Below are 18,698 nucleotides of genomic sequence, written 5' to 3'. Positions count from 1 at the left end.
TTCTCTCCTTTTTATATAAGCAAATTATTTAATAATTGTTTTACCTGTCATTTCTTTCGGTTGTTCCACATTTAAAAGTGTAAGCATTGTTGGAGCGATATCTCCTAAAATACCACCTTCACGAAGCTCTACATCATTTTTTGTAACGATGAAAGGAACCGGGTTAGTTGTATGAGCTGTCATAGGACCGCCATCAGCAGTTAACTCCTGATCAGCATTACCATGGTCAGCAGTAATAAGTGCTACACCATCTTTTGCAAGAATCGCTTCTACAACTTTTCCTAAACATTCGTCAGTTGCTTCTACTGCTTTAATTGTTGGTTCCATCATCCCAGAATGGCCAACCATATCACAGTTCGCAAAGTTAAGAATGATAACATCATGTTTATCATTTTCGATTTCATTTACTAAAGCGTCCGTTACTTCGTAAATGCTCATTTCAGGTTTCAAGTCATACGTTGCAACCTTCGGTGAGTTAATTAAGATACGCTCTTCTCCTGGGAATTCAGCCTCACGACCACCGCTAAAGAAGAATGTAACGTGCGGATACTTTTCAGTTTCCGCGATGCGAAGTTGCTTTAATCCCGCTTGCGCAACAACTTCACCTAAAGTGTTATCAAGGTTCATTGGCTTGAATGCCACGTAACCATCTACAGTTTCACTGAAGTGTGTCATACATACGAATTCTGGAATGTGAGGTACTTTTTCACCACGATCGAACTCACGGAAGTCTTCGTTTGTAAATACACGAGCAATTTGAATTGCACGGTCTGGACGGAAGTTATAGAAGATAACTGCATCATCATCATTGATTGTTGCAACTGGCGTGTTATCTTCGTTAACAATTACAGACGGCAATACGAATTCATCATAGATACCGTTCGCATAAGAGTCTTCTACACACTCTTCTGCTGATTTATAAGTAGGGCCTTCACCATTCACCATAGCACTGTAACATTTTTCTACGCGATCCCAACGCTTGTCACGGTCCATAGAGTAATAACGACCAGAGATAGTCGCGAATTGTCCTACTCCTGTTTCTTTAATTACTTCATTCGTTGCATCGATATAACCTTTTGCTGTTTGTGGTCCAACATCGCGGCCGTCTAAGAATGCATGGATATAAACTTTCTCCACGCCTTCTTTTGCTGCTAGGCGAAGAAGAGCAAACATATGGTTCATGTGACTGTGCACACCACCGTCAGAAAGTAAACCGAATAAATGAAGTGCAGTACCTTTTTCTTTTACACTTTTAATTGCATTTTGGAAAGTTTCGTTCTTATCGAACTCACCTTCACGAATTGCAACGTTAACGCGTGTTAAGCTTTGATATACTACGCGGCCAGCACCGATATTTAAGTGACCAACCTCAGAGTTACCCATTTGACCTTCTGGAAGACCTACTGCCTCGCCACAAGCTGTAAGCGTTGTGTGAGGGAATTTGTTCCAGTAACCATCAAAATTAGGTTTCTTAGCTTGTGCTACAGCATTCCCGTAAGTTTCTTCACGAAGTCCGAAACCGTCAAGAATGATTAAAGCTGTTGGCTTTCTCATTTTACCGCCCCCAGAAGACCTAAGAACGAAGCAGGCTCTAAGCTAGCACCGCCAACTAAAGCGCCGTCGATGTCAGATTGTGCCATATACTCTTTAATGTTTTCTGGTTTTACGCTACCGCCGTATTGGATACGAACAGCTTCTGCAGCTTCTGGAGAAACAGCTTCTGCAACAACTTTACGGATGTGCGCACATACTTCGTTTGCATCTGCAGAAGAAGAAGATTTACCTGTACCGATAGCCCAGATTGGCTCATAAGCGATAACAGTTGCTTTAACTTGCTCTTCTGTTAAACCTGCAAGTGCTTTTGTCACTTGACCTGCTACTAGATCAAATGTTTTTCCGCTTTCGCGCTCTTCTAAAGTCTCACCACAACATACGATTGGTGTTAAACCATGTTCAAATGCTGCGATAGTCTTTTTGTTTACTGACTCATCTGTTTCAGCAAACATTTCACGACGCTCAGAGTGGCCAAGTACTACATAGCCAACTTTTAAGTCGCTAAGTGCTACTGGGCTAATTTCGCCAGTGAATGCACCATTTTTTTCGAAGTGCATGTTTTGTGCACCTACTTGTAAGTCAGTTCCTTCAGTTGCTGCTACAAGGCGCTCTAAGAATAGAGCTGGAGAGCAAACTACTGCATCAACAGCTGAAGCTGCTGGGATTTGACCTTTAACTTCCTCTACGAAGCTAACTGCTTCAGATAGAGTTTTATTCATTTTCCAGTTACCTGCGATAATTGGTTTACGCATGCTTTGCACCGTCCTTTTTCTTTGGCTGCTACTTATTTGTCGTTAAGACAAACTACACCTGGAAGCTCTTTACCTTCCATGAATTCTAATGACGCACCGCCGCCAGTAGAAATGTGGCTCATTTTATCAGCCATACCGAATTTTTCAACAGCTGCTGCAGAGTCACCACCGCCGATAACAGAGTATGTATCTTCTGCATCTGCTAATGCTTGTCCTACTGCTTTTGTACCTTCTGCGAATGGAGTCATTTCGAATACACCCATTGGTCCATTCCATACAACAAGCTTAGAATTTTTAATTACATCTGCATAAATTTCACGTGTTTTAGGACCGATGTCCACGCCTTCCCAGTTAGAAGGGATAGAGTCGATACCAACGATTTTAGTTGTTGCAGTTTCAGAGAATTCCTCAGTGATTACAACATCAACTGGCATGTAGAAGTTTACGCCTTTTTCTTTTGCAAGTTGCATAAATTCTTTAGCTAGTTCGATCTTGTCGTCTTCACATAGAGATAGACCAATTTCATGACCTAAAGCTTTAACGAATGTGTAAGCAAGTCCACCACCGATGATTAAGTTATCTACTTTGTCTAATAGATGACGAATTACACCGATTTTATCTTTTACTTTCGCACCACCGATGATAGCTGTAAATGGACGTTCTGGGTTAGAAAGTGCTTTACCAAGTACATCTAACTCTTTTTCCATTAATAGACCAGATACTGCTGGTAGGTAGTCTGCGATACCTGCTGTAGAAGCGTGAGCACGGTGAGCTGCACCGAATGCATCGTTTACGAAGATGTCAGCAAGTGCTGCAAATTCTTTCGCAAGTTCTGCATCGTTCTTTTCTTCGCCCGCATAGAAACGTACGTTTTCAAGAACTAATACGTCGCCTTCGTTCATTGCTGCAACCATTTCTTGTGCAACTGGTCCGAATGCTTCGTCCGCTTTTTTAACGTCTTTACCAAGAAGCTCGCCTAAACGTGCTGCTACTGGAGTTAAACGCATTTCTTCTACTACTTGACCTTTTGGACGGCCTAAGTGACTTGCTAAAATAACTTTCGCACCTTGCTCTACTAAATATTGAATTGTAGGAAGAGCTGCACGGATACGAGTTTCATCTGTAATTTTGCCTTCTTTCATAGGTACGTTGAAATCAACGCGGCAAAATACACGCTTACCTTTTAAATCTACGTCACGAATTGATTTTTTGTTCATTGGATTTCCCTCCGACTACTAGTTAGGATTGACAAAACCCACTCAAAAGCTTAACACATTTGCTTTTAAAACGAAAGAAGAGAGAGAGGGAACAAACCCTCTCCCTCGTTTTGTCATTGATAACTTATATAATTAAGAATTAAAGACCTTTTGAAGTCATGTAAGCTGCTAGGTCTACTACGCGGTTAGAGTAACCAGTTTCGTTATCGTACCAAGAAAGTACTTTAACCATGTTACCTTCCATTACCATTGTAGATAATGCATCGATTGTAGAAGAAGCTGTACATCCGTTATAGTCGATAGATACTAATGGCTCTTCGCTGTATCCAAGGATACCTTTTAATTCGCCTTCAGCTGCTGCTTTGAATGCTGCATTTACTTCTTCAACTGTTACTTCTTTGTCAAGTTCAACAACTAAGTCAACTAGAGAAACGTTAGCAGTTGGAACACGTACAGCGCCACCGTTTAATTTACCTTTAAGTTCTGGTAATACTAATGCTACAGCTTTAGCTGCACCAGTAGATGTTGGGATCATGTTTTCAGCTGCTGCACGAGCACGACGTAAATCTTTGTGTGGTAAGTCTAAGATTTGTTGGTCGTTAGTGTAAGAGTGAATTGTTGTCATCATTCCGCGTTTTACGCCGAATTTTTCGTTTAATACTTTAGCGAATGGAGCTAGACAGTTTGTAGTACAAGAAGCGTTAGATACTACGTTGTGGTTAGCTGCATCGTATTGTTCGTGGTTAACACCCATAACTACAGTGATATCTTCGTCAGAAGCTGGAGCTGAGATGATAACTTTCTTAACTGATCCACCTAAGTGTTTCTCAGCATCTGATTTTTTAGTGAAACGGCCAGTAGATTCTACTACTACTTCTACTCCGTAGTCGCTCCATGGTAATTGAGCTGGGTCACGCTCAGCGATAACTTTAATTTCTTTACCGTTAACAACGATGCTGTTTTCGTTAGCAGATACTTCTGCATTTAAAGTTCCGTGAACTGTGTCATATTTTAAAAGGTGAGCTAATGTTTTAGCATCTGTTAAGTCGTTGATTGCTACTACTTCTACCTCAGAGTTGTTAAGAGCTGCGCGGAATACGTTACGTCCGATACGTCCAAATCCATTAATACCAATTTTAGTCATTTGAATTTCCTCCTTGGGGGATTATATTAAAGGGTAAAACCCTTTGTTAACTGTTTTGCTGCACCTTCATCTGTAATTAGAATTGAAGTGTGCCCTTGTTTAATTACAGCCTGTATTGCTTTTGCCTTTGAAGAACCTCCAGCGACTGCAACAACATGAGATACATTTTGTAAGTCCTCTAGTTGCATACCAACTGTTCTTACTTTATGAACAACATTTCCTTCTTCATTAAAGTAGTAACCGAAAGCTTCGCCAACTGCTTCGCTTGCCTGAATCTTTAACCAATCTGCTTCTGAAGTACTTCTGCGACGTGCCATTGTTAACGCATCACCTATTCCATGAATGACGATATTGGAAGATCGAATCAACTCAAGAACTTCTTTCACGGAAGGCTCTGTCACAATAGACGCATATGCTTCGCTACTAACATGGTCTGGAACATACAATAAGCGATAATTACTCATCGTATTTTGCGCCATCTTGGCACAAATGGTATTGGCTTCTAATTCAACACCTTCTCCAATTCCACCACGTGCTGGGACAAACAGCATATGTAAATCTTTGCAATCAAGTTGCATCATGTCCGCAGCAGCAGCTAGCGTAGTTCCTCCAGCCACAGCAACGATATTATTCGCTGTCAGACGGTCTTTTATACAAGTCACACAAGCACGGCCCATCTCCAGTTTGACCCAAGGTGATTCATCACTATCACCAGGGACAACGAAAACTTCATCCAAGTCTAATGTTTCCTTAAGTTGCTTTTCTAAAACCTTTAACCCGGAAATTTCTTTCATAAAGTCTTCCAAAGCAAGAACTAAAGCTGTTCCTTCTTCTGTCAAAGTCATTCCAGAAGAAGCGACGTGAACTAAGTTTTGTTCTTTCAAAACTTGAACTTCACTTCGCAATACTCGTTCTGTCATACCGAGACTTGCTGATAAGTTTCTTCTTCCAATCGGCTGCATGAGCCTAATGTATTGAAGAATTTGCATTCTCGTTTGCATAACAGGTAGCAGATCAGGTAATAATTTTTTTGTGTTCTGAATCCATGAGCGCATATCTTTTCTCCTCACTACATCGGTTCATTTTCCCTCGTGGTCACTTTACGTCCCGTAGTGACATTTTGTGTCCCACATAGGTTAAAAAAATAATCCCTGCTACGTGTATTATTGTAACAGGAGATAGAAACTTATTCAACTCTTAACTGCATTCTTTATATAGTTTATTATGACACCTTTGTGAATGTTACCATATTCTACTTGTTTTCCGTCCATTTCTACAACCGGAATCATTAAGTGATATTTTTCTAAAAGGTCATTATCTTCATATATATCTATTTCCTCGATTTGAAAAGAATATTCACATTGTACTTCCTGTAAAACTTGTTTTGCCTTCACGCAAAGGCCACAATCTTTTTTAGTATACAGTACAACTTTCATCTTCTTCACCTATCCGATCGTTTTTCGTAATGACGAAGCTGGGATATGCATTTGTTCTCTATACTTCGCCACTGTTCTTCGAGAAATAACAATTTCATGCTCTTCTTCTAATAATTTTGAAATCTTTTGATCTGAAAGTGGCTTTTTCTTATCCTCTGCCCCAATTAGCATTTGAATAAATTGTTTTACACGTTTTGTAGAAACTGCTTCATCTTCAGTCGTCGAAACGGCATTGCTAAAGAACGATTTCATCTCAAATAAACCGTGTGGTGTTTGCACATATTTATTTCGCGTCGCACGACTAATTGTCGATTCATGCACACTTAACTCTTCCGCTACCTCTTTTAAAGCGAGAGGTCTTAAATACTCTGGACCTTTCCAGAAGAAATCACGTTGTTTTTCCATAATAATAGTCATTACTTGCAGCAATGTCTGTTTTCTCTGCTTCAAACTGCGCATAATCCACTGCACATGCTGATACTTTTCTGATACGTAAGATGCTACTTCACTTTCACTATTATTAAGAAGCGCACTATATTCAGAATGAATTTCAATTCTCGGCATATTTCTCTCATTCATTTGTAAAACGAGGCGATCGCCATCTTTTTTCACCGCCATATCAGGTACAATGTAAAGTGGTTTATCTGAAGAAAACGCAAGACCTGGTTTTGGTTGTAATGACGTTATACAATTTACCGCACTCTGCAATTCCTCATTACTACATTTCAACACTTGAACGAGCTTTCGCCAATCTTTCTTCACAAAATAAGCGAAATGATCTTCTACAACCTCTTCTGCTAATCCATTACGTCTTTGTAAGCGCTTCAATTGTAAGGTTAAACATTCCTGAATATTACGCGCCCCTACCCCTGCTGGCTCCAGTGATTGGACAAGCTCTACAGAACGGTCGACTACATGAATATGTGCAGAAAGGAGCTCTGCTAACTCTTCATTCGTTTCTTGTAAATATCCATTTCCATCCATGTTCATAATAATGAAAGAAGCTACTTTTCGCTCTTCTTCATCTATTTTATAATACTGTATTTGATTTAATAAATGTTGCTGAATCGTTGTAGAATCCACACTGTAGATCTCCATCTGATTCTCGACTTGTTTGCTGGTACTTTTACTGTTGTTAGAGCTCTTTTTCTTCTCCCTCTCAAAACCACCTAACTCAATAAGGGGATTCTCTAACGATTGCTCATACAAAAACTCCGATAATTCTTGTACATTATACTGGAGCATTGTAATCGCTTGCCTTAACTCTTGTGTCATTGCCAAACGTAAGCTTTGTTCTTGTAAAAGACTTGCCTTCAAACTAATCTCCCCCTTGTTTCTATTGTACAATAAGTTTGGTAAAAGGAGAATCCTCACGCAGACACCCATTCCAAAATATTATTAATTTATATGTATTAATGAGATTTACAACTTACAACCGAAATTTGAATAATATTGAAAGAAAATAATAAAATTAAAAATTATTATCAAGTACTAATAGTAAATCTTATTACTAGATATAACAAGAGGTAAATAAAAAAAGTCCTAACCTACAAAACGTAAGTTAGGACTTTTTGACGCGCCCAGAGGGATTCGAACCCCCGGCAGACGTGGTACCGGAAACCACCGCTCTATCCGACTGAGCTATGGGCGCATGATTATAGAAAACACTTCATTTTCTTCTCATAATAATAGCAATAAAATCCATCTAAATCAATAAAAATATCCCCGTAATACCTTATGCATCTTAGCTAAAAGCATATAAAATCCATTCCACCCCTAAATTTTCCAATCATAAATTCTCCCCAACTCACAAATTATAATCTTTGAATTGATATTCCAAAGGGGGCTTCATTCAATGACTGTAATTACAAAATTAAAGCAGACTGTTTCTGGATTAAAAAGTGCACAAGCTAGCTTAGAGGGATTCGCTCTTGATACGGATAACCAACAAGCTAAGCAACTTTTCCAAACAGCTGCGCAGCAAACACAAACGATTATCGATTCTTTAAACCCACGTGTTGAAGAAGTCCAACAAGAAGAACCACAATACTCACAGCAATAACGAATCAGTCTTGCTGTGAAATAGAAAAAGGATGATATGCAGTCATCCTTTTTCTATCACATTACATATTGCAATAGAAATGGAATGATGATTATGCGAAAGATTGGACTTATAACCGCGTTATTTATACTTCTATTTAGTTCTTTTACCGGTTGTGATCATAGCCCATTAGATAAAAAGGTAAAGAAAGAAGAAACAAAACGAACAGAAAAAGAAAAGGGTCCAAAATTAACAAAGATGAGTACAGAATCCTTTAATCAATCTATATCGCAAGGAGCTAAGAAAAAGGCCCTCGCTATGGATGAAATTATAAAAAGCGCAGCAGTGAATTCAAATTTAGATCTCTACATAGCGGTTATACCTGAGCATCATGAAAGGTTTGGATTAAAACCTTTGCGCAAGAAACTTCAAAAGCAACTAAGTGATGAATATCCTACTTTCGATGTTCGTGTTAGTACAGATAAAAAAATCTTTATGTTACTCGAAAAGCTTGCAAACAAAATTAAGAAAAAAGAAGTATCTAAAGATGAGATCAAAAAACAGTTAAAGCTAATCGGATCAGAAATGGAATCTAACACTTAACGCTTTCGAATAGAAAAGGAAGGATTGCAATGTCAAGTAAAGATAAAAACTTAACCCCTGTACAACAGGAATACAAAAAATTTGAGCAAGAACGCGAACCGAAACGCCCTGTTCTAAAAAATTGTTTAAAGGCCTTTTTCGTTGGTGGTTTTATCTGCCTAATCGGGCAACTGATATCAACTTTTTATATTACGTATTTCGATTTTACCGAACGTTCAGCAGGAAATCCAACAGTCGCAACTCTCATTTTTATCTCAATGTTGCTAACCGGATTCGGTGTATACGATCGTCTCGGTCAGTTTGCAGGCGCTGGAACAGCTGTACCTGTCACTGGATTTGGTAACTCTGTTATCTCCGCGTGTATTGAACACCGAACGGAAGGTTTTGTACTCGGTGTCGGCGGCAATATGTTTAAACTAGCTGGTTCTGTTATTTTATTTGGTGTATTTTCCGCTTTCGTCATCGCACTTATTAAAACTATTCTCGTTCAATGGGGAGGGCTATAAATGTTACAAGGACACCGAACGTGGGTATTTGAAAACAAACCAGTCATTATTTCAACAGGGGTTGTCGGTGGACCATTTGAAGCAAAGGGGAACATCCCAGAAGACTTCGATATCCTTCATGAAGATTTATGGCTCGGACAAGATTCCTATGAAAAAGCACATAAGATTTTATTCGAAGAAGCTTGTAGTCGCGCTACTGAAAAAGCAGAGCTTCGTAAAGATGATATTCAATTCGTACTCGCAGGAGATTTAATTAATCAAATTACTCCAACAAGCTTTGCTTGCCGCACACTTGGGACTCCTTATCTCGGATTATTCGGGGCTTGCTCTACTTCTATGGAAGGTTTAGCACTTGGGGCAAGTATCGTAAATGCAAAAGGTGCAAAATATTTATTAACTGGAGCTTCAAGCCATAATACAGCTGTAGAAAAACAGTTCCGCTACCCTACCGAATACGGTGGACAAAAGCCGCCTACTGCACAGTGGACAGTAACCGGAGCAGGAGCCGCTATTTTAAGCGATACTGGACACGGTCCAAGAGTAACCTCTGCAACAATCGGCCGAGTGGTTGATATGGGATTAACGGATCCGTTTAATATGGGAGGCGCAATGGCTCCAGCTGCAGTTGATACAATTGAAGCCCATTTACGTGAACGCCAAATTGATGCCTCTTACTACGATTTAATCGTAACAGGCGATCTTGGACATGTAGGACGCGAAATTGCTTATGACTTACTACATAAACACGGAACGAAAGTAACGAGCGAACAATTTCAAGATTGCGGAATTATCATTTATAGAGAAGGGCAACCTGTCATAGCTGGTGCTAGTGGGCCTGGATGTTCCGCAACTGTCGTATACGGTCATTTATTAAACCGAATGAAAAGAGGAGAGTTCAAAAAAATACTTGTCGTTGCGACAGGCGCTTTACTATCTCCACTTACATTCCAACAAGAAGAAACGATTCCGTGTATCGCTCACGCCGTTTCGATTGAATTTGGAGGTGCAACGCAATGATTTTTTTCTGGGCTTTCGTCATTGGCGGACTCATATGTGTAATCGGCCAACTTATGTTTGATGTCGGCAAACTAACACCTGCTCATACAATGGCAACACTCGTTGTTGCTGGAGCTATATTAGATGGATTTAATTTGTATGAGCCATTAATTGATTTCGCTGGAGCCGGGGCAACTGTACCTATTACAAGCTTTGGTAATGCCCTCGTTCATGGCGCAATGGAAGAAGCTGCAAAACATGGCATCGTTGGCGTTATTACCGGCATGTTTAAAGTAACGAGCGCCGGTGTATCAGCGGCTATTATTTTCGGCTTCATTGGAGCATTGTTATTCAAACCGAAAGGATAAGAGGTGTTTATATGACTGTTATCGCTAGCGTAAAAACTTGCCTTGCTAGTGTAAGGGGCGCTCAAGCAAGTTTAAGCTCCCTTTCATTAAATTCACAAGACGAAGAATCAAAACGCGTATTTCATGAATGTATGTTAGAAATAGACAGCGTCATCGCTGATTTAAAGGATAGAATTTCAGTATTAGAACGTGAAGAACCTCAATATAAAGGGTTTTAAGTAGACTGGAGGAAACGACTATGTCTCACCTGCCGGAATGGACACTTGTCATTCTTCGCTCTGTATTCATATTAATTATTTTATTCGCTATTACGAAATGGTTAGGGAAAAGACAAATCTCTCAGCTTTCCTTTTTTGAATACATAGCCGGAATGACGATTGGTGACATCGCTGCCCAAGTATCTACAGGGCTCGATTCAAAATTTTTTCACGGCGTCTTTGCGATACTCATTTTCGCTGTGGTACCTTTTTTAACAGGAATCCTCTCTTTAAAGAACAAAACAGCTCGGGACTTCTTTGAAGGGAAATCTACCGTATTAATAAAAGACGGAAAGATACTCGAAGATAACTTAAAGAAAGAAAAATATACCAGTGACGAATTACTGGAACTTCTCCGTGGAAAAAGTGCGTTCAGCGTAGCTGAAGTCGAATTTGCTGTCTTAGAACCGAGCGGAGAATTAAATGTATTATTAAAGAAAGATTCCCAGCCACTTACAGCAAAAGACATCGGTTTAAAAGTACCAAACGAGAAAGAACCACAAACTGTTATTATGGATGGAAATGTACTAGATGAACCTCTTTCAGCAAGCGGACATAACCGCGCTTGGCTACATTCAGAATTAGAAAAACTCGGTGTTGTTATTGAAAATGTCTTCCTCGGTCAAGTGGATTCATACGGACAACTTACTATCGACATTTACAATGACAAACTCCAAATGCCTTCTCCTCAAAACAAACCTTTATTATTAGCATCTTTAAAAAAATGTCATGCTGATCTTGAACTATTTTCCTTAGAAACAAAGTCGAAATCAGCAAGCGAAATGTATAGTAAAAACGCGAAACAAATCGAAAAGATTTTAAATAAAGTAACCTATCTTTTAAAAGACTAATTATCGAAAGAACGCTTCAGTTAAAAGGCGTTCTTTTCTTTTTTCTCCAGTTTTCATAACGTTTAAATTTATGTAATTCGGTTATGATGTTGAAGATACATAAGCAGGGAATTTCGAAAACATAGCGAATATTTCATGGTACAACTACATATTTTTTTGATTTAAAGTGGTTTCGTTTGACCTTTATTGACCATAATTGTATTATAAGACTAAGAAAGCTTTATAAGGAGGAAATAACAGATGAATTTAATTCCTACAGTAATTGAACAAACAAATCGTGGAGAACGCGCTTACGATATTTACTCTCGACTATTAAAAGACCGCATCATTATGCTTGGTAGTGCAATTGATGACAACGTAGCTAACTCAATCGTTTCCCAGCTTTTATTCTTGGAATCTCAAGATCCAGAAAAAGATATTCACATCTACATCAACAGCCCTGGTGGTTCTATCACAGCAGGTATGGCAATCTATGATACAATGCAGTTTATTAAACCACAAGTATCAACAATCTGTATCGGTATGGCAGCATCTATGGGTGCATTCTTACTTGCAGCAGGTGAAAAAGGAAAACGTTATGCACTTCCAAACAGTGAAGTAATGATTCACCAACCACTTGGCGGAGCACAAGGTCAAGCAACTGAAATCGAAATCGCTGCAAAACGTATCCTATTCTTACGTGAAAAACTAAACCAAATTCTTGCTGACCGCACTGGTCAACCACTTGAAGTACTACAACGCGACACAGACCGCGACAACTTCATGACAGCAGAAAAAGCTTTAGAATACGGTTTAATCGATAAAATCTTTACAAATCGTTAATAACTAAAAGCGAAAGCGGCTCGTTTAGAATCGCAGGTCGCTGGAGCTGGATACAACTAAAAGTGGAAGCGCCCTATAATTGGGCGCTTCTTTTATATATTGTTCCCCGCTCACATACCCCATCCAGTATCTCTCTAAATATATCAGCGATTTTTCAAATATATCGACCGCAACTCCGATTATATCGGCGATTATTTTAATATATCGACGTTTCGACATAACTTATCGACTTACCGACAATTCTCGACAAGCACGTACCCCTTAAATACCCCTCCTCGCTAATTCGCACAGACAACAAAAAAGCTATCGCATATACGCGATAGCTTTTTATTGTACATATGCAGCTAATGCTTCTAAAGCCTCTTCTGCATCTGAACCTTCTGTTGTAATTGTTATCATGCTTCCAGTTCCAATTGCTAAGCTCATAATCCCCATTATGCTCTTTGCATTTACTGTCTTTCCATCTTTCTCGATGAAGATATCTGCATGAAAGCGATTTGCCTCTTGTACAAACAACGCAGCCGGACGTGCTTGTAAACCGTTTTTTAATGAAACCTGAACTCTTTTTTGAACCACAGCTCCATTTCCCCTTTAACCTCTTATTTTTTTGCTACCGTTTCCCCCGCGCGTAATTTCTCTGCAATTTCATCGATTTTACGCAAACGATGATTAATACCCGACTTACTAATCTTCCCCCCGGATACCATCTCACCTAACTCTTTCAATGTTACATCTTGATAATCTCTTCGTAATTGTGCAATCTCTTGTAGTTTATCCGGCAATATATCAAGACCAACTGTCTCATCAATGTAACGAATATTTTCAATCTGCCTTAGTGCTGCACCAATTGTTTTATTTAAATTAGCTGTTTCGCAGTTCACTAAACGATTTACAGAATTACGCATATCACGTACGATTCGAATATCTTCAAATCTTAAAAGTGCATTATGAGCACCTATAATATTTAAAAACTCTGTGATTTTTTCTGCTTCTTTCAAATACGTAATGTACCCTTTTCTTCTCTCCAGCGTCTTACTATTTAAATCAAATCCGTTCATCAGTTCACATATAGCATCATTATGTTCCTTATATAACGAAAAGATTTCTAAATGATAAGATGATGTTTCTGGGTTATTTACTGAACCACCTGCTAAAAATGCTCCGCGTAAATACGATCGTTTACAACACTTCTTCTCAATCAATTCTTGTGATATATTTCGAATAAATGAAAAGTCATCTCGAACAATATGAAGATCAGCTAATATTTCGCGAGACTTCTCAACAAGCCGCACAATATATACATTATTTTTCTTCAATCGCATTTTTTTACGAACAAGTAATTCTACCGTCACGTCATATCCTTTTTTCAAAAGCGTATAAATCCTTCTTGCAATTGCCGCATTTTCCGTTTGAATATCGATAGATAGACGACGGTTTGAAAAAGAAAGCGACCCGTTCATTCGAAGTAGCGCTGATAATTCTGCTTTCTCACAGCATTCCTTCATCTCAAGATTCGTCAACTCTTTCTTTGTTTCTGATGCAAATGACACAGTCAACACCTCCTTATACGATTATTGCGGAACAAAATTCTTGTCCTATATGAATGAGGAGCGCTACCTCAAACGAGGCAACGCATATTTATAACAATGAATATAAAATCGAAGCTAACTTTAACGTATCATGCCTTACAACATGATCATCATACTTCGCTAATCCCTCTTGAATAACATCAATATTATTTTCAACAAAACGTTCTTCATCCACTACAACTGGTGTAGACATTTCTTCATCATATAACTTACGTAATTCACAAGGAATCTCACGGTTATTTACAATTGCAGTATTGATAAATGGTTGCCCTAAATGATCGTGTAACGCCTGCACATGATCAAAAGCAGTATATCCCATCGTTTCACCCGCTTGTGTCATAACGTTACATACATATACCTTCTTCGCCTTTGCAGCAAGAACAGCGTCTCCAATTTTGTTAACAACTAAATTGGGCAATATACTCGTATACAAACTGCCAGGACCGAAAACAAGTAAATCAGCTCGTTTAATCTCAGCCAACGTTTCATGCAATGGCTCTACATCTTCTGGAGTTAAAAAGACACGATTAATCTTCTTTCCGTAATAAGGAATCTTTGATTCACCTGTTACAATTTCCCCATCTTCAAGTTCCGCATGAAGTACCGCACTTTGATTCGCTGCTGGTAATACACGTCCTCTGACATTTAATACTTTACTTGTTTCTGTAATTGCATGGAAAAAGTCTCCTGTAATCGAGGTCATACCTGCCAATAATAGATTTCCTAACGCATGACCTTTCAGTCCGTCTCCTGTTGTGAAACGGTGCTGAAATAAAGCTTCCACCAGTGGCTCTACATCCGATAACGCAACAAGTACGTTACGGATGTCACCTGGAGGTGGAATTTCTAGCTCATCACGTAATCGACCCGAACTGCCACCATCATCAGCGATTGTAACAACTGCTGTAATATCAACAGGATATTGCTTTAATCCTCTTAATAAAACTGAGAGTCCAGTTCCGCCTCCCATGATGACAATTTTAGGTTTTCTCTCTTTTTTCATCCCTTAATGGCCCTTTCTCTTCTCCACATCACGATGAGATACATGAACACTATACTCTGGTTTCAAATGTTTCCCAAGGTATTCTGTAAGCGTAACAGAACGATGCTGTCCACCTGTACATCCAATTGCAATTACAAGTTGACTTTTGCCTTCTCTTTTATAATGAGGCAGCATGAAAGTAATCAGATCCGTCAACTTCTCTAAAAACTTATGTGTCTCATTAAATTTCAGTACATACGAAGAAACTTCTTCATCTAGTCCTGTTAATGGCTTCATGTGTGGAATGTAATATGGATTTGGTAAAAAACGAACATCAAATACTAAATCTGCATCAATTGGAATACCGTACTTAAATCCAAATGACATAACATTTACACGAAATGCTTGCTCAGTTTCTGTTGAGAACAAGTGAACAATTTTTTCACGTAATTCTTTCGGTTTTAAATCCGATGTATCAAGCACAATATTCGCTCGTGCCTTCATATCTGTTAATAAATTGCGCTCTGCTTCGATTCCCTTTAACGGCAAACCAGTTGGTGCAAGTGGATGCGAACGTCTCGTTTCTTTATAACGAGTTACAAGCGTACTATCTTTCGCATCTAAAAATAAAATATGAGGAATAATCCATGTACGTTCTGATAAATCATCAAGTGCTCCCCATAAATGTTCAAAAAACTCTCGGCCACGTAAATCAATACCAAGTGCCACTTTATTCATTTTCCCTTTTGAATCCGCCATAAGCTCAATAAACTTTGGCAATAACATCGGTGGTAAATTATCTACACAAAAATATCCTAAATCTTCAAAACTTTGTAAAGCTACTGTTTTTCCAGCTCCAGACATCCCTGTAATAATTACCATTTTTATATCATTATTCTCTGTCATCGTATCCTCTCCTTGACGGTTTAACTCGGATCTAATCGATATGAAAGCAACTCAAAATCTGGGGTATATACAAATGTACCGTAGATTATGCCATTTCCTTTAATTAAATAATCAATAATGTGATAATCTCCTGGCGCCATTGCTAAATCATCAATTTTATCAAATGTATGCCAACCAATGATGCCTTCTTCGCTCTCTAGTTTGTTTTCTCCTGCAAAATCTGTCGCTAAAAAGGAGAACATCATCCATTCAGAAACAACTTTATCACCTTCTTGGATGACAAAGGTGAAGACCCCCTTTAACGCTGGGTTTTTCAAATAAATACCTGTTTCTTCGCGATATTCGCGAACAACGGAATCTCTTACAGTCTCACCACGCTCCATTTTCCCGCCTGGTGCAACCCACCAATTCCGGCGAGGTTTTTGGAGTAAGAGTACTTCATTATCTCTAATTAACACACAGTTTGTCACTCTTTGCATGTTTCTTCACCTCAGCTACTTGCAGTAAAATTCCTCACTGCATACTTCTTTCATTATACTATCAAAAACAGTTTGCTACAACGAAGGAGCCAGTCCTCTTTCGCTAAGCATATGCTACTCAGCAATTTTAAAAAAGCTTTCTATAACAAGCAATGTAAATGCTTAGACTTTTAATGAATAGCATGAAAAATCCCCTTAACGCTTTTTATCGCCAAGGGGATTAAAGTACTTATTTCTTACCGAAATAAGTAACAATCGCAAATCCTAAAATAAAGGTAATGATTGAACTTATAATTGAAAATCCACCAGTCGGAATCCCAGGGAATACAATTACAATCGAACCGATTACAAGTCCAATAATTGCCGCAAATGTCATACTTTTATAACGATCTAATAAAAAACTAATGCCTTTACTACTTACAACAAATCCAACCATAACACCAGCACCGATAACCACGATTAAAGGTAAGTTAAGTGTAGTTAAAGCGTTAATTGCTGTTGGATACACACCAATAATTAATAAAATAAACGATCCACTAATCCCAGGAAGCAGCATTGCCATACTAGCCATCCATCCTGCGAAAAATAAACCAATTGCATTTAAAATTGTTAAAGTCGTAATTGGATCTGCTGCCTTATCTGGTTTAAAGAAAGCTGTAATCGCAACAAGAATTGCTGCAACTATTAATAAAACGATGTGCTTACCTTTAAACGACGACTTTGCATCAGCTTCCCTCATTAACATCGGTAATATACTAATAATTAAACCGAGGAAGAAAAATTGAGTCGGTTCATAATGATTTGCAAGTAAATATTTAATAACGTGACTTAACGTTAAAAATGCCGCTGCCACACCAGCTGCAAGGGGAATTAAAAATCCTAAATGTTTTTTCCATTCACGACTAAAGAATCCACTAATTGCCGCAAGCAATTGTTCATAAATCCCTAACACAACAGCGATTGTACCGCCGCTCACACCAGGAATTAAATCACTAACGCCCATACAAAATCCACGATATATATTACGCCATTCCATACTGAATAAATTCCTCATTTCTTATAGTGATTTTTTCCGTAAAGTCCAGTATATCAATAAGAAAGCTTATAATCCTTATATTTTTTGACAAAACTTTGACATTTTCACACAAAAAAAGAAGAAAGCTCCTGTCGGTAGCTTTCTTCTCACAAGGTATATTATCCCTTATTTTTCTGATACAGTTTTTAATTCCTCTAATAATTCTTCTACGTAATGTTGTGCACTTTGCGCTGCAATACTACCGTCACCTGTTGCAGTTACAATTTGACGAAGCATTTTTTCACGAACATCACCAGCTGCGAAAATACCAGGGATTTTCGTTTCCATACGCTCGTTCGTTTCAAGGTAACCATTTTCATTTGTAATACCTAGTTCAACAAATGGTTTTGATAAAGGTAACATACCGATGTATACAAATACGCCGTCAGTTTTGACTTCTTTCTCTTCTCCACTATTTACGTCCACAAGTGTTACACTTCCTACTTTACCACTTGCTTCGTTGATTTCTTTTATAGTGTGATTCCAAATGAAATCTACTTTTTCGTTTTGGAAAGCACGGTCTTGTAAAATTTTCTGTGCACGAAGCGTGTCACGACGGTGAACGATCGTTACTTTTGATGCGAAGCGTGTTAAGAACACACCCTCTTCAACAGCAGAATCTCCGCCACCAATTACGATAAGCTCTTTTCCTTTAAAGAATGCTCCGTCACATACTGCACAATATGATACACCGCGGCCGCCAAGTTCTGTTTCACCCGGTACACCAATTTTTTTATACTCTGCACCGCTTGCAACGATAATTGCACGTGCTTTATATTCTTTTTTACCAGCAATAATTGTTTTGTATTCTTTACCATCGATGACTTTTTTCACATCACCGTATGCATATTCAGCACCAAATTTCTTCGCATGCTCAAACATTTTATTTGATAAATCTGGTCCTAAAATAGACTCATAACCTGGGTAGTTTTCTACATCTTCCGTGTTTGCCATTTGGCCACCTGGAATACCTCGCTCAAGCATTAATGTGCTTAAATTTGCACGAGATGTATATACTGCAGCTGTCATACCAGCTGGTCCTGCACCAATAATAACGACATCATAAATTTTTTCTTCTGACACACTATTCACTCCTATCCATTCCTACACAATTAAGTTA

At 38.6% G+C, this 18,698-nt stretch carries 22 protein-coding genes and 1 tRNA gene; 8 read left to right on the top strand and 15 right to left on the bottom strand.

Annotation, left to right across the window (positions count from 1 at the left end; genetic code table 11):
• Nucleotides 1-24: 24 nt before the first annotated feature.
• From gpmI to B9A45_RS03610, 8 genes are all read right to left on the bottom strand, one after another.
• Nucleotides 25-1,554 carry a 2,3-bisphosphoglycerate-independent phosphoglycerate mutase gene (gpmI, locus tag B9A45_RS03645; protein WP_001231158.1) on the bottom strand — a complete coding sequence of 510 codons (1,530 nt, stop codon included), beginning with the start codon at nucleotides 1,552-1,554 and terminating at the stop codon, nucleotides 25-27.
• On the bottom strand, nucleotides 1,551-2,306 hold the full coding sequence (gene tpiA, locus B9A45_RS03640) for a triose-phosphate isomerase (protein ID WP_001231038.1): 756 nt from the start codon (nucleotides 2,304-2,306) through the stop codon (nucleotides 1,551-1,553). The genes gpmI and tpiA overlap by 4 nt, the downstream gene beginning before the upstream one ends.
• 32 nt (nucleotides 2,307-2,338) lie before the next feature.
• Complete coding sequence (locus tag B9A45_RS03635; RefSeq protein ID WP_001036350.1) at nucleotides 2,339-3,523, bottom strand: phosphoglycerate kinase; 1,185 nt, start codon at nucleotides 3,521-3,523, stop codon at nucleotides 2,339-2,341.
• A gap of 139 nt (nucleotides 3,524-3,662) precedes the next feature.
• On the bottom strand, nucleotides 3,663-4,667 hold the full coding sequence (gene gap / locus B9A45_RS03630; RefSeq protein ID WP_000161236.1) for a type I glyceraldehyde-3-phosphate dehydrogenase: 1,005 nt from the start codon (nucleotides 4,665-4,667) through the stop codon (nucleotides 3,663-3,665).
• A gap of 26 nt (nucleotides 4,668-4,693) precedes the next feature.
• On the bottom strand, nucleotides 4,694-5,722 hold the full coding sequence (cggR, locus tag B9A45_RS03625) for a gapA transcriptional regulator CggR (protein ID WP_001258185.1): 1,029 nt from the start codon (nucleotides 5,720-5,722) through the stop codon (nucleotides 4,694-4,696).
• Nucleotides 5,723-5,857: 135 nt separating this feature from the next.
• Nucleotides 5,858-6,103: a glutaredoxin family protein gene (locus B9A45_RS03620; RefSeq protein ID WP_000869730.1), complete on the bottom strand. Its 246-nt coding sequence runs from the start codon at nucleotides 6,101-6,103 to the stop codon at nucleotides 5,858-5,860.
• A 9-nt stretch (nucleotides 6,104-6,112) separates the two neighbouring features.
• Nucleotides 6,113-7,420, bottom strand: coding sequence for an RNA polymerase factor sigma-54 (gene rpoN / locus B9A45_RS03615; RefSeq protein ID WP_084063869.1), 1,308 nt, complete (start codon nucleotides 7,418-7,420; stop codon nucleotides 6,113-6,115).
• Nucleotides 7,421-7,678: 258 nt separating this feature from the next.
• Nucleotides 7,679-7,754, bottom strand: a tRNA-Arg gene (locus B9A45_RS03610).
• A 204-nt stretch (nucleotides 7,755-7,958) separates the two neighbouring features.
• Here B9A45_RS03610 and B9A45_RS03605 point away from each other — a divergent pair.
• From B9A45_RS03605 to clpP, 8 genes are all read left to right on the top strand, one after another.
• Nucleotides 7,959-8,165 (top strand): DUF1657 domain-containing protein, encoded by a 207-nt coding sequence (locus tag B9A45_RS03605; RefSeq protein WP_000216166.1) that lies wholly within the window; start codon nucleotides 7,959-7,961, stop codon nucleotides 8,163-8,165.
• A gap of 93 nt (nucleotides 8,166-8,258) precedes the next feature.
• Nucleotides 8,259-8,747, top strand: a complete 489-nt coding sequence (locus B9A45_RS03600; RefSeq protein ID WP_001226064.1) for a YhcN/YlaJ family sporulation lipoprotein — start codon at nucleotides 8,259-8,261, stop codon at nucleotides 8,745-8,747.
• 29 nt (nucleotides 8,748-8,776) lie between these two features.
• Nucleotides 8,777-9,253, top strand: a complete 477-nt coding sequence (gene spoVAC, locus B9A45_RS03595; protein WP_000095408.1) for a stage V sporulation protein AC — start codon at nucleotides 8,777-8,779, stop codon at nucleotides 9,251-9,253.
• Nucleotides 9,254-10,270: a stage V sporulation protein AD gene (spoVAD, locus tag B9A45_RS03590; RefSeq protein WP_000938972.1), complete on the top strand. Its 1,017-nt coding sequence runs from the start codon at nucleotides 9,254-9,256 to the stop codon at nucleotides 10,268-10,270.
• Complete coding sequence (gene spoVAE / locus B9A45_RS03585; RefSeq protein WP_000575919.1) at nucleotides 10,267-10,617, top strand: stage V sporulation protein AE; 351 nt, start codon at nucleotides 10,267-10,269, stop codon at nucleotides 10,615-10,617. Before spoVAD ends, spoVAE begins: the two co-directional genes overlap by 4 nt.
• 11 nt (nucleotides 10,618-10,628) lie before the next feature.
• Entirely contained in the window at nucleotides 10,629-10,835 is a 207-nt protein-coding gene (locus B9A45_RS03580) for a DUF1657 domain-containing protein (protein ID WP_084063868.1), read from the top strand.
• A gap of 20 nt (nucleotides 10,836-10,855) precedes the next feature.
• On the top strand, nucleotides 10,856-11,725 hold the full coding sequence (locus B9A45_RS03575; protein ID WP_000018924.1) for a DUF421 domain-containing protein: 870 nt from the start codon (nucleotides 10,856-10,858) through the stop codon (nucleotides 11,723-11,725).
• A gap of 240 nt (nucleotides 11,726-11,965) precedes the next feature.
• On the top strand, nucleotides 11,966-12,547 hold the full coding sequence (clpP, locus tag B9A45_RS03570) for an ATP-dependent Clp endopeptidase proteolytic subunit ClpP (protein WP_001049162.1): 582 nt from the start codon (nucleotides 11,966-11,968) through the stop codon (nucleotides 12,545-12,547).
• Nucleotides 12,548-12,874: 327 nt separating this feature from the next.
• On the opposite strand, the gene B9A45_RS03560 is transcribed toward clpP, so the two are convergent.
• The 7 genes from B9A45_RS03560 to trxB all read right to left on the bottom strand — a co-directional run bounded on the left by B9A45_RS03560 (nucleotide 12,875) and on the right by trxB (nucleotide 18,661).
• The gene (locus B9A45_RS03560; protein WP_000250307.1) at nucleotides 12,875-13,123 is read right to left on the bottom strand and encodes an HPr family phosphocarrier protein; all 249 of its coding nucleotides are present in this window, start codon (nucleotides 13,121-13,123) and stop codon (nucleotides 12,875-12,877) included.
• 23 nt (nucleotides 13,124-13,146) lie between these two features.
• Nucleotides 13,147-14,097 carry a DNA-binding protein WhiA gene (gene whiA / locus B9A45_RS03555; protein WP_000006560.1) on the bottom strand — a complete coding sequence of 317 codons (951 nt, stop codon included), beginning with the start codon at nucleotides 14,095-14,097 and terminating at the stop codon, nucleotides 13,147-13,149.
• A gap of 88 nt (nucleotides 14,098-14,185) precedes the next feature.
• On the bottom strand, nucleotides 14,186-15,139 hold the full coding sequence (locus tag B9A45_RS03550) for a gluconeogenesis factor YvcK family protein (protein ID WP_000712186.1): 954 nt from the start codon (nucleotides 15,137-15,139) through the stop codon (nucleotides 14,186-14,188).
• A 3-nt stretch (nucleotides 15,140-15,142) separates the two neighbouring features.
• Nucleotides 15,143-16,024, bottom strand: coding sequence for an RNase adapter RapZ (gene rapZ, locus B9A45_RS03545; protein WP_000138459.1), 882 nt, complete (start codon nucleotides 16,022-16,024; stop codon nucleotides 15,143-15,145).
• Nucleotides 16,025-16,044: 20 nt separating this feature from the next.
• Nucleotides 16,045-16,503, bottom strand: a complete 459-nt coding sequence (locus B9A45_RS03540) for an NUDIX hydrolase (protein WP_001190080.1) — start codon at nucleotides 16,501-16,503, stop codon at nucleotides 16,045-16,047.
• Nucleotides 16,504-16,732: 229 nt separating this feature from the next.
• On the bottom strand, nucleotides 16,733-17,539 hold the full coding sequence (locus B9A45_RS03535; RefSeq protein WP_000455196.1) for a DUF368 domain-containing protein: 807 nt from the start codon (nucleotides 17,537-17,539) through the stop codon (nucleotides 16,733-16,735).
• A 165-nt stretch (nucleotides 17,540-17,704) separates the two neighbouring features.
• Nucleotides 17,705-18,661: a thioredoxin-disulfide reductase gene (trxB, locus tag B9A45_RS03530; RefSeq protein ID WP_001288079.1), complete on the bottom strand. Its 957-nt coding sequence runs from the start codon at nucleotides 18,659-18,661 to the stop codon at nucleotides 17,705-17,707.
• Nucleotides 18,662-18,698 lie beyond the last annotated feature (37 nt).

Source organism: Bacillus sp. JKS001846 (assembly GCF_900176455.1).
Taxonomy (GTDB): Bacteria; Bacillota; Bacilli; order Bacillales; family Bacillaceae_G; genus Bacillus_A; species Bacillus_A cereus.
Note: the sequence above shows the minus strand (reverse complement) of the source record. Positions and strands in the feature narration are given on the sequence as shown.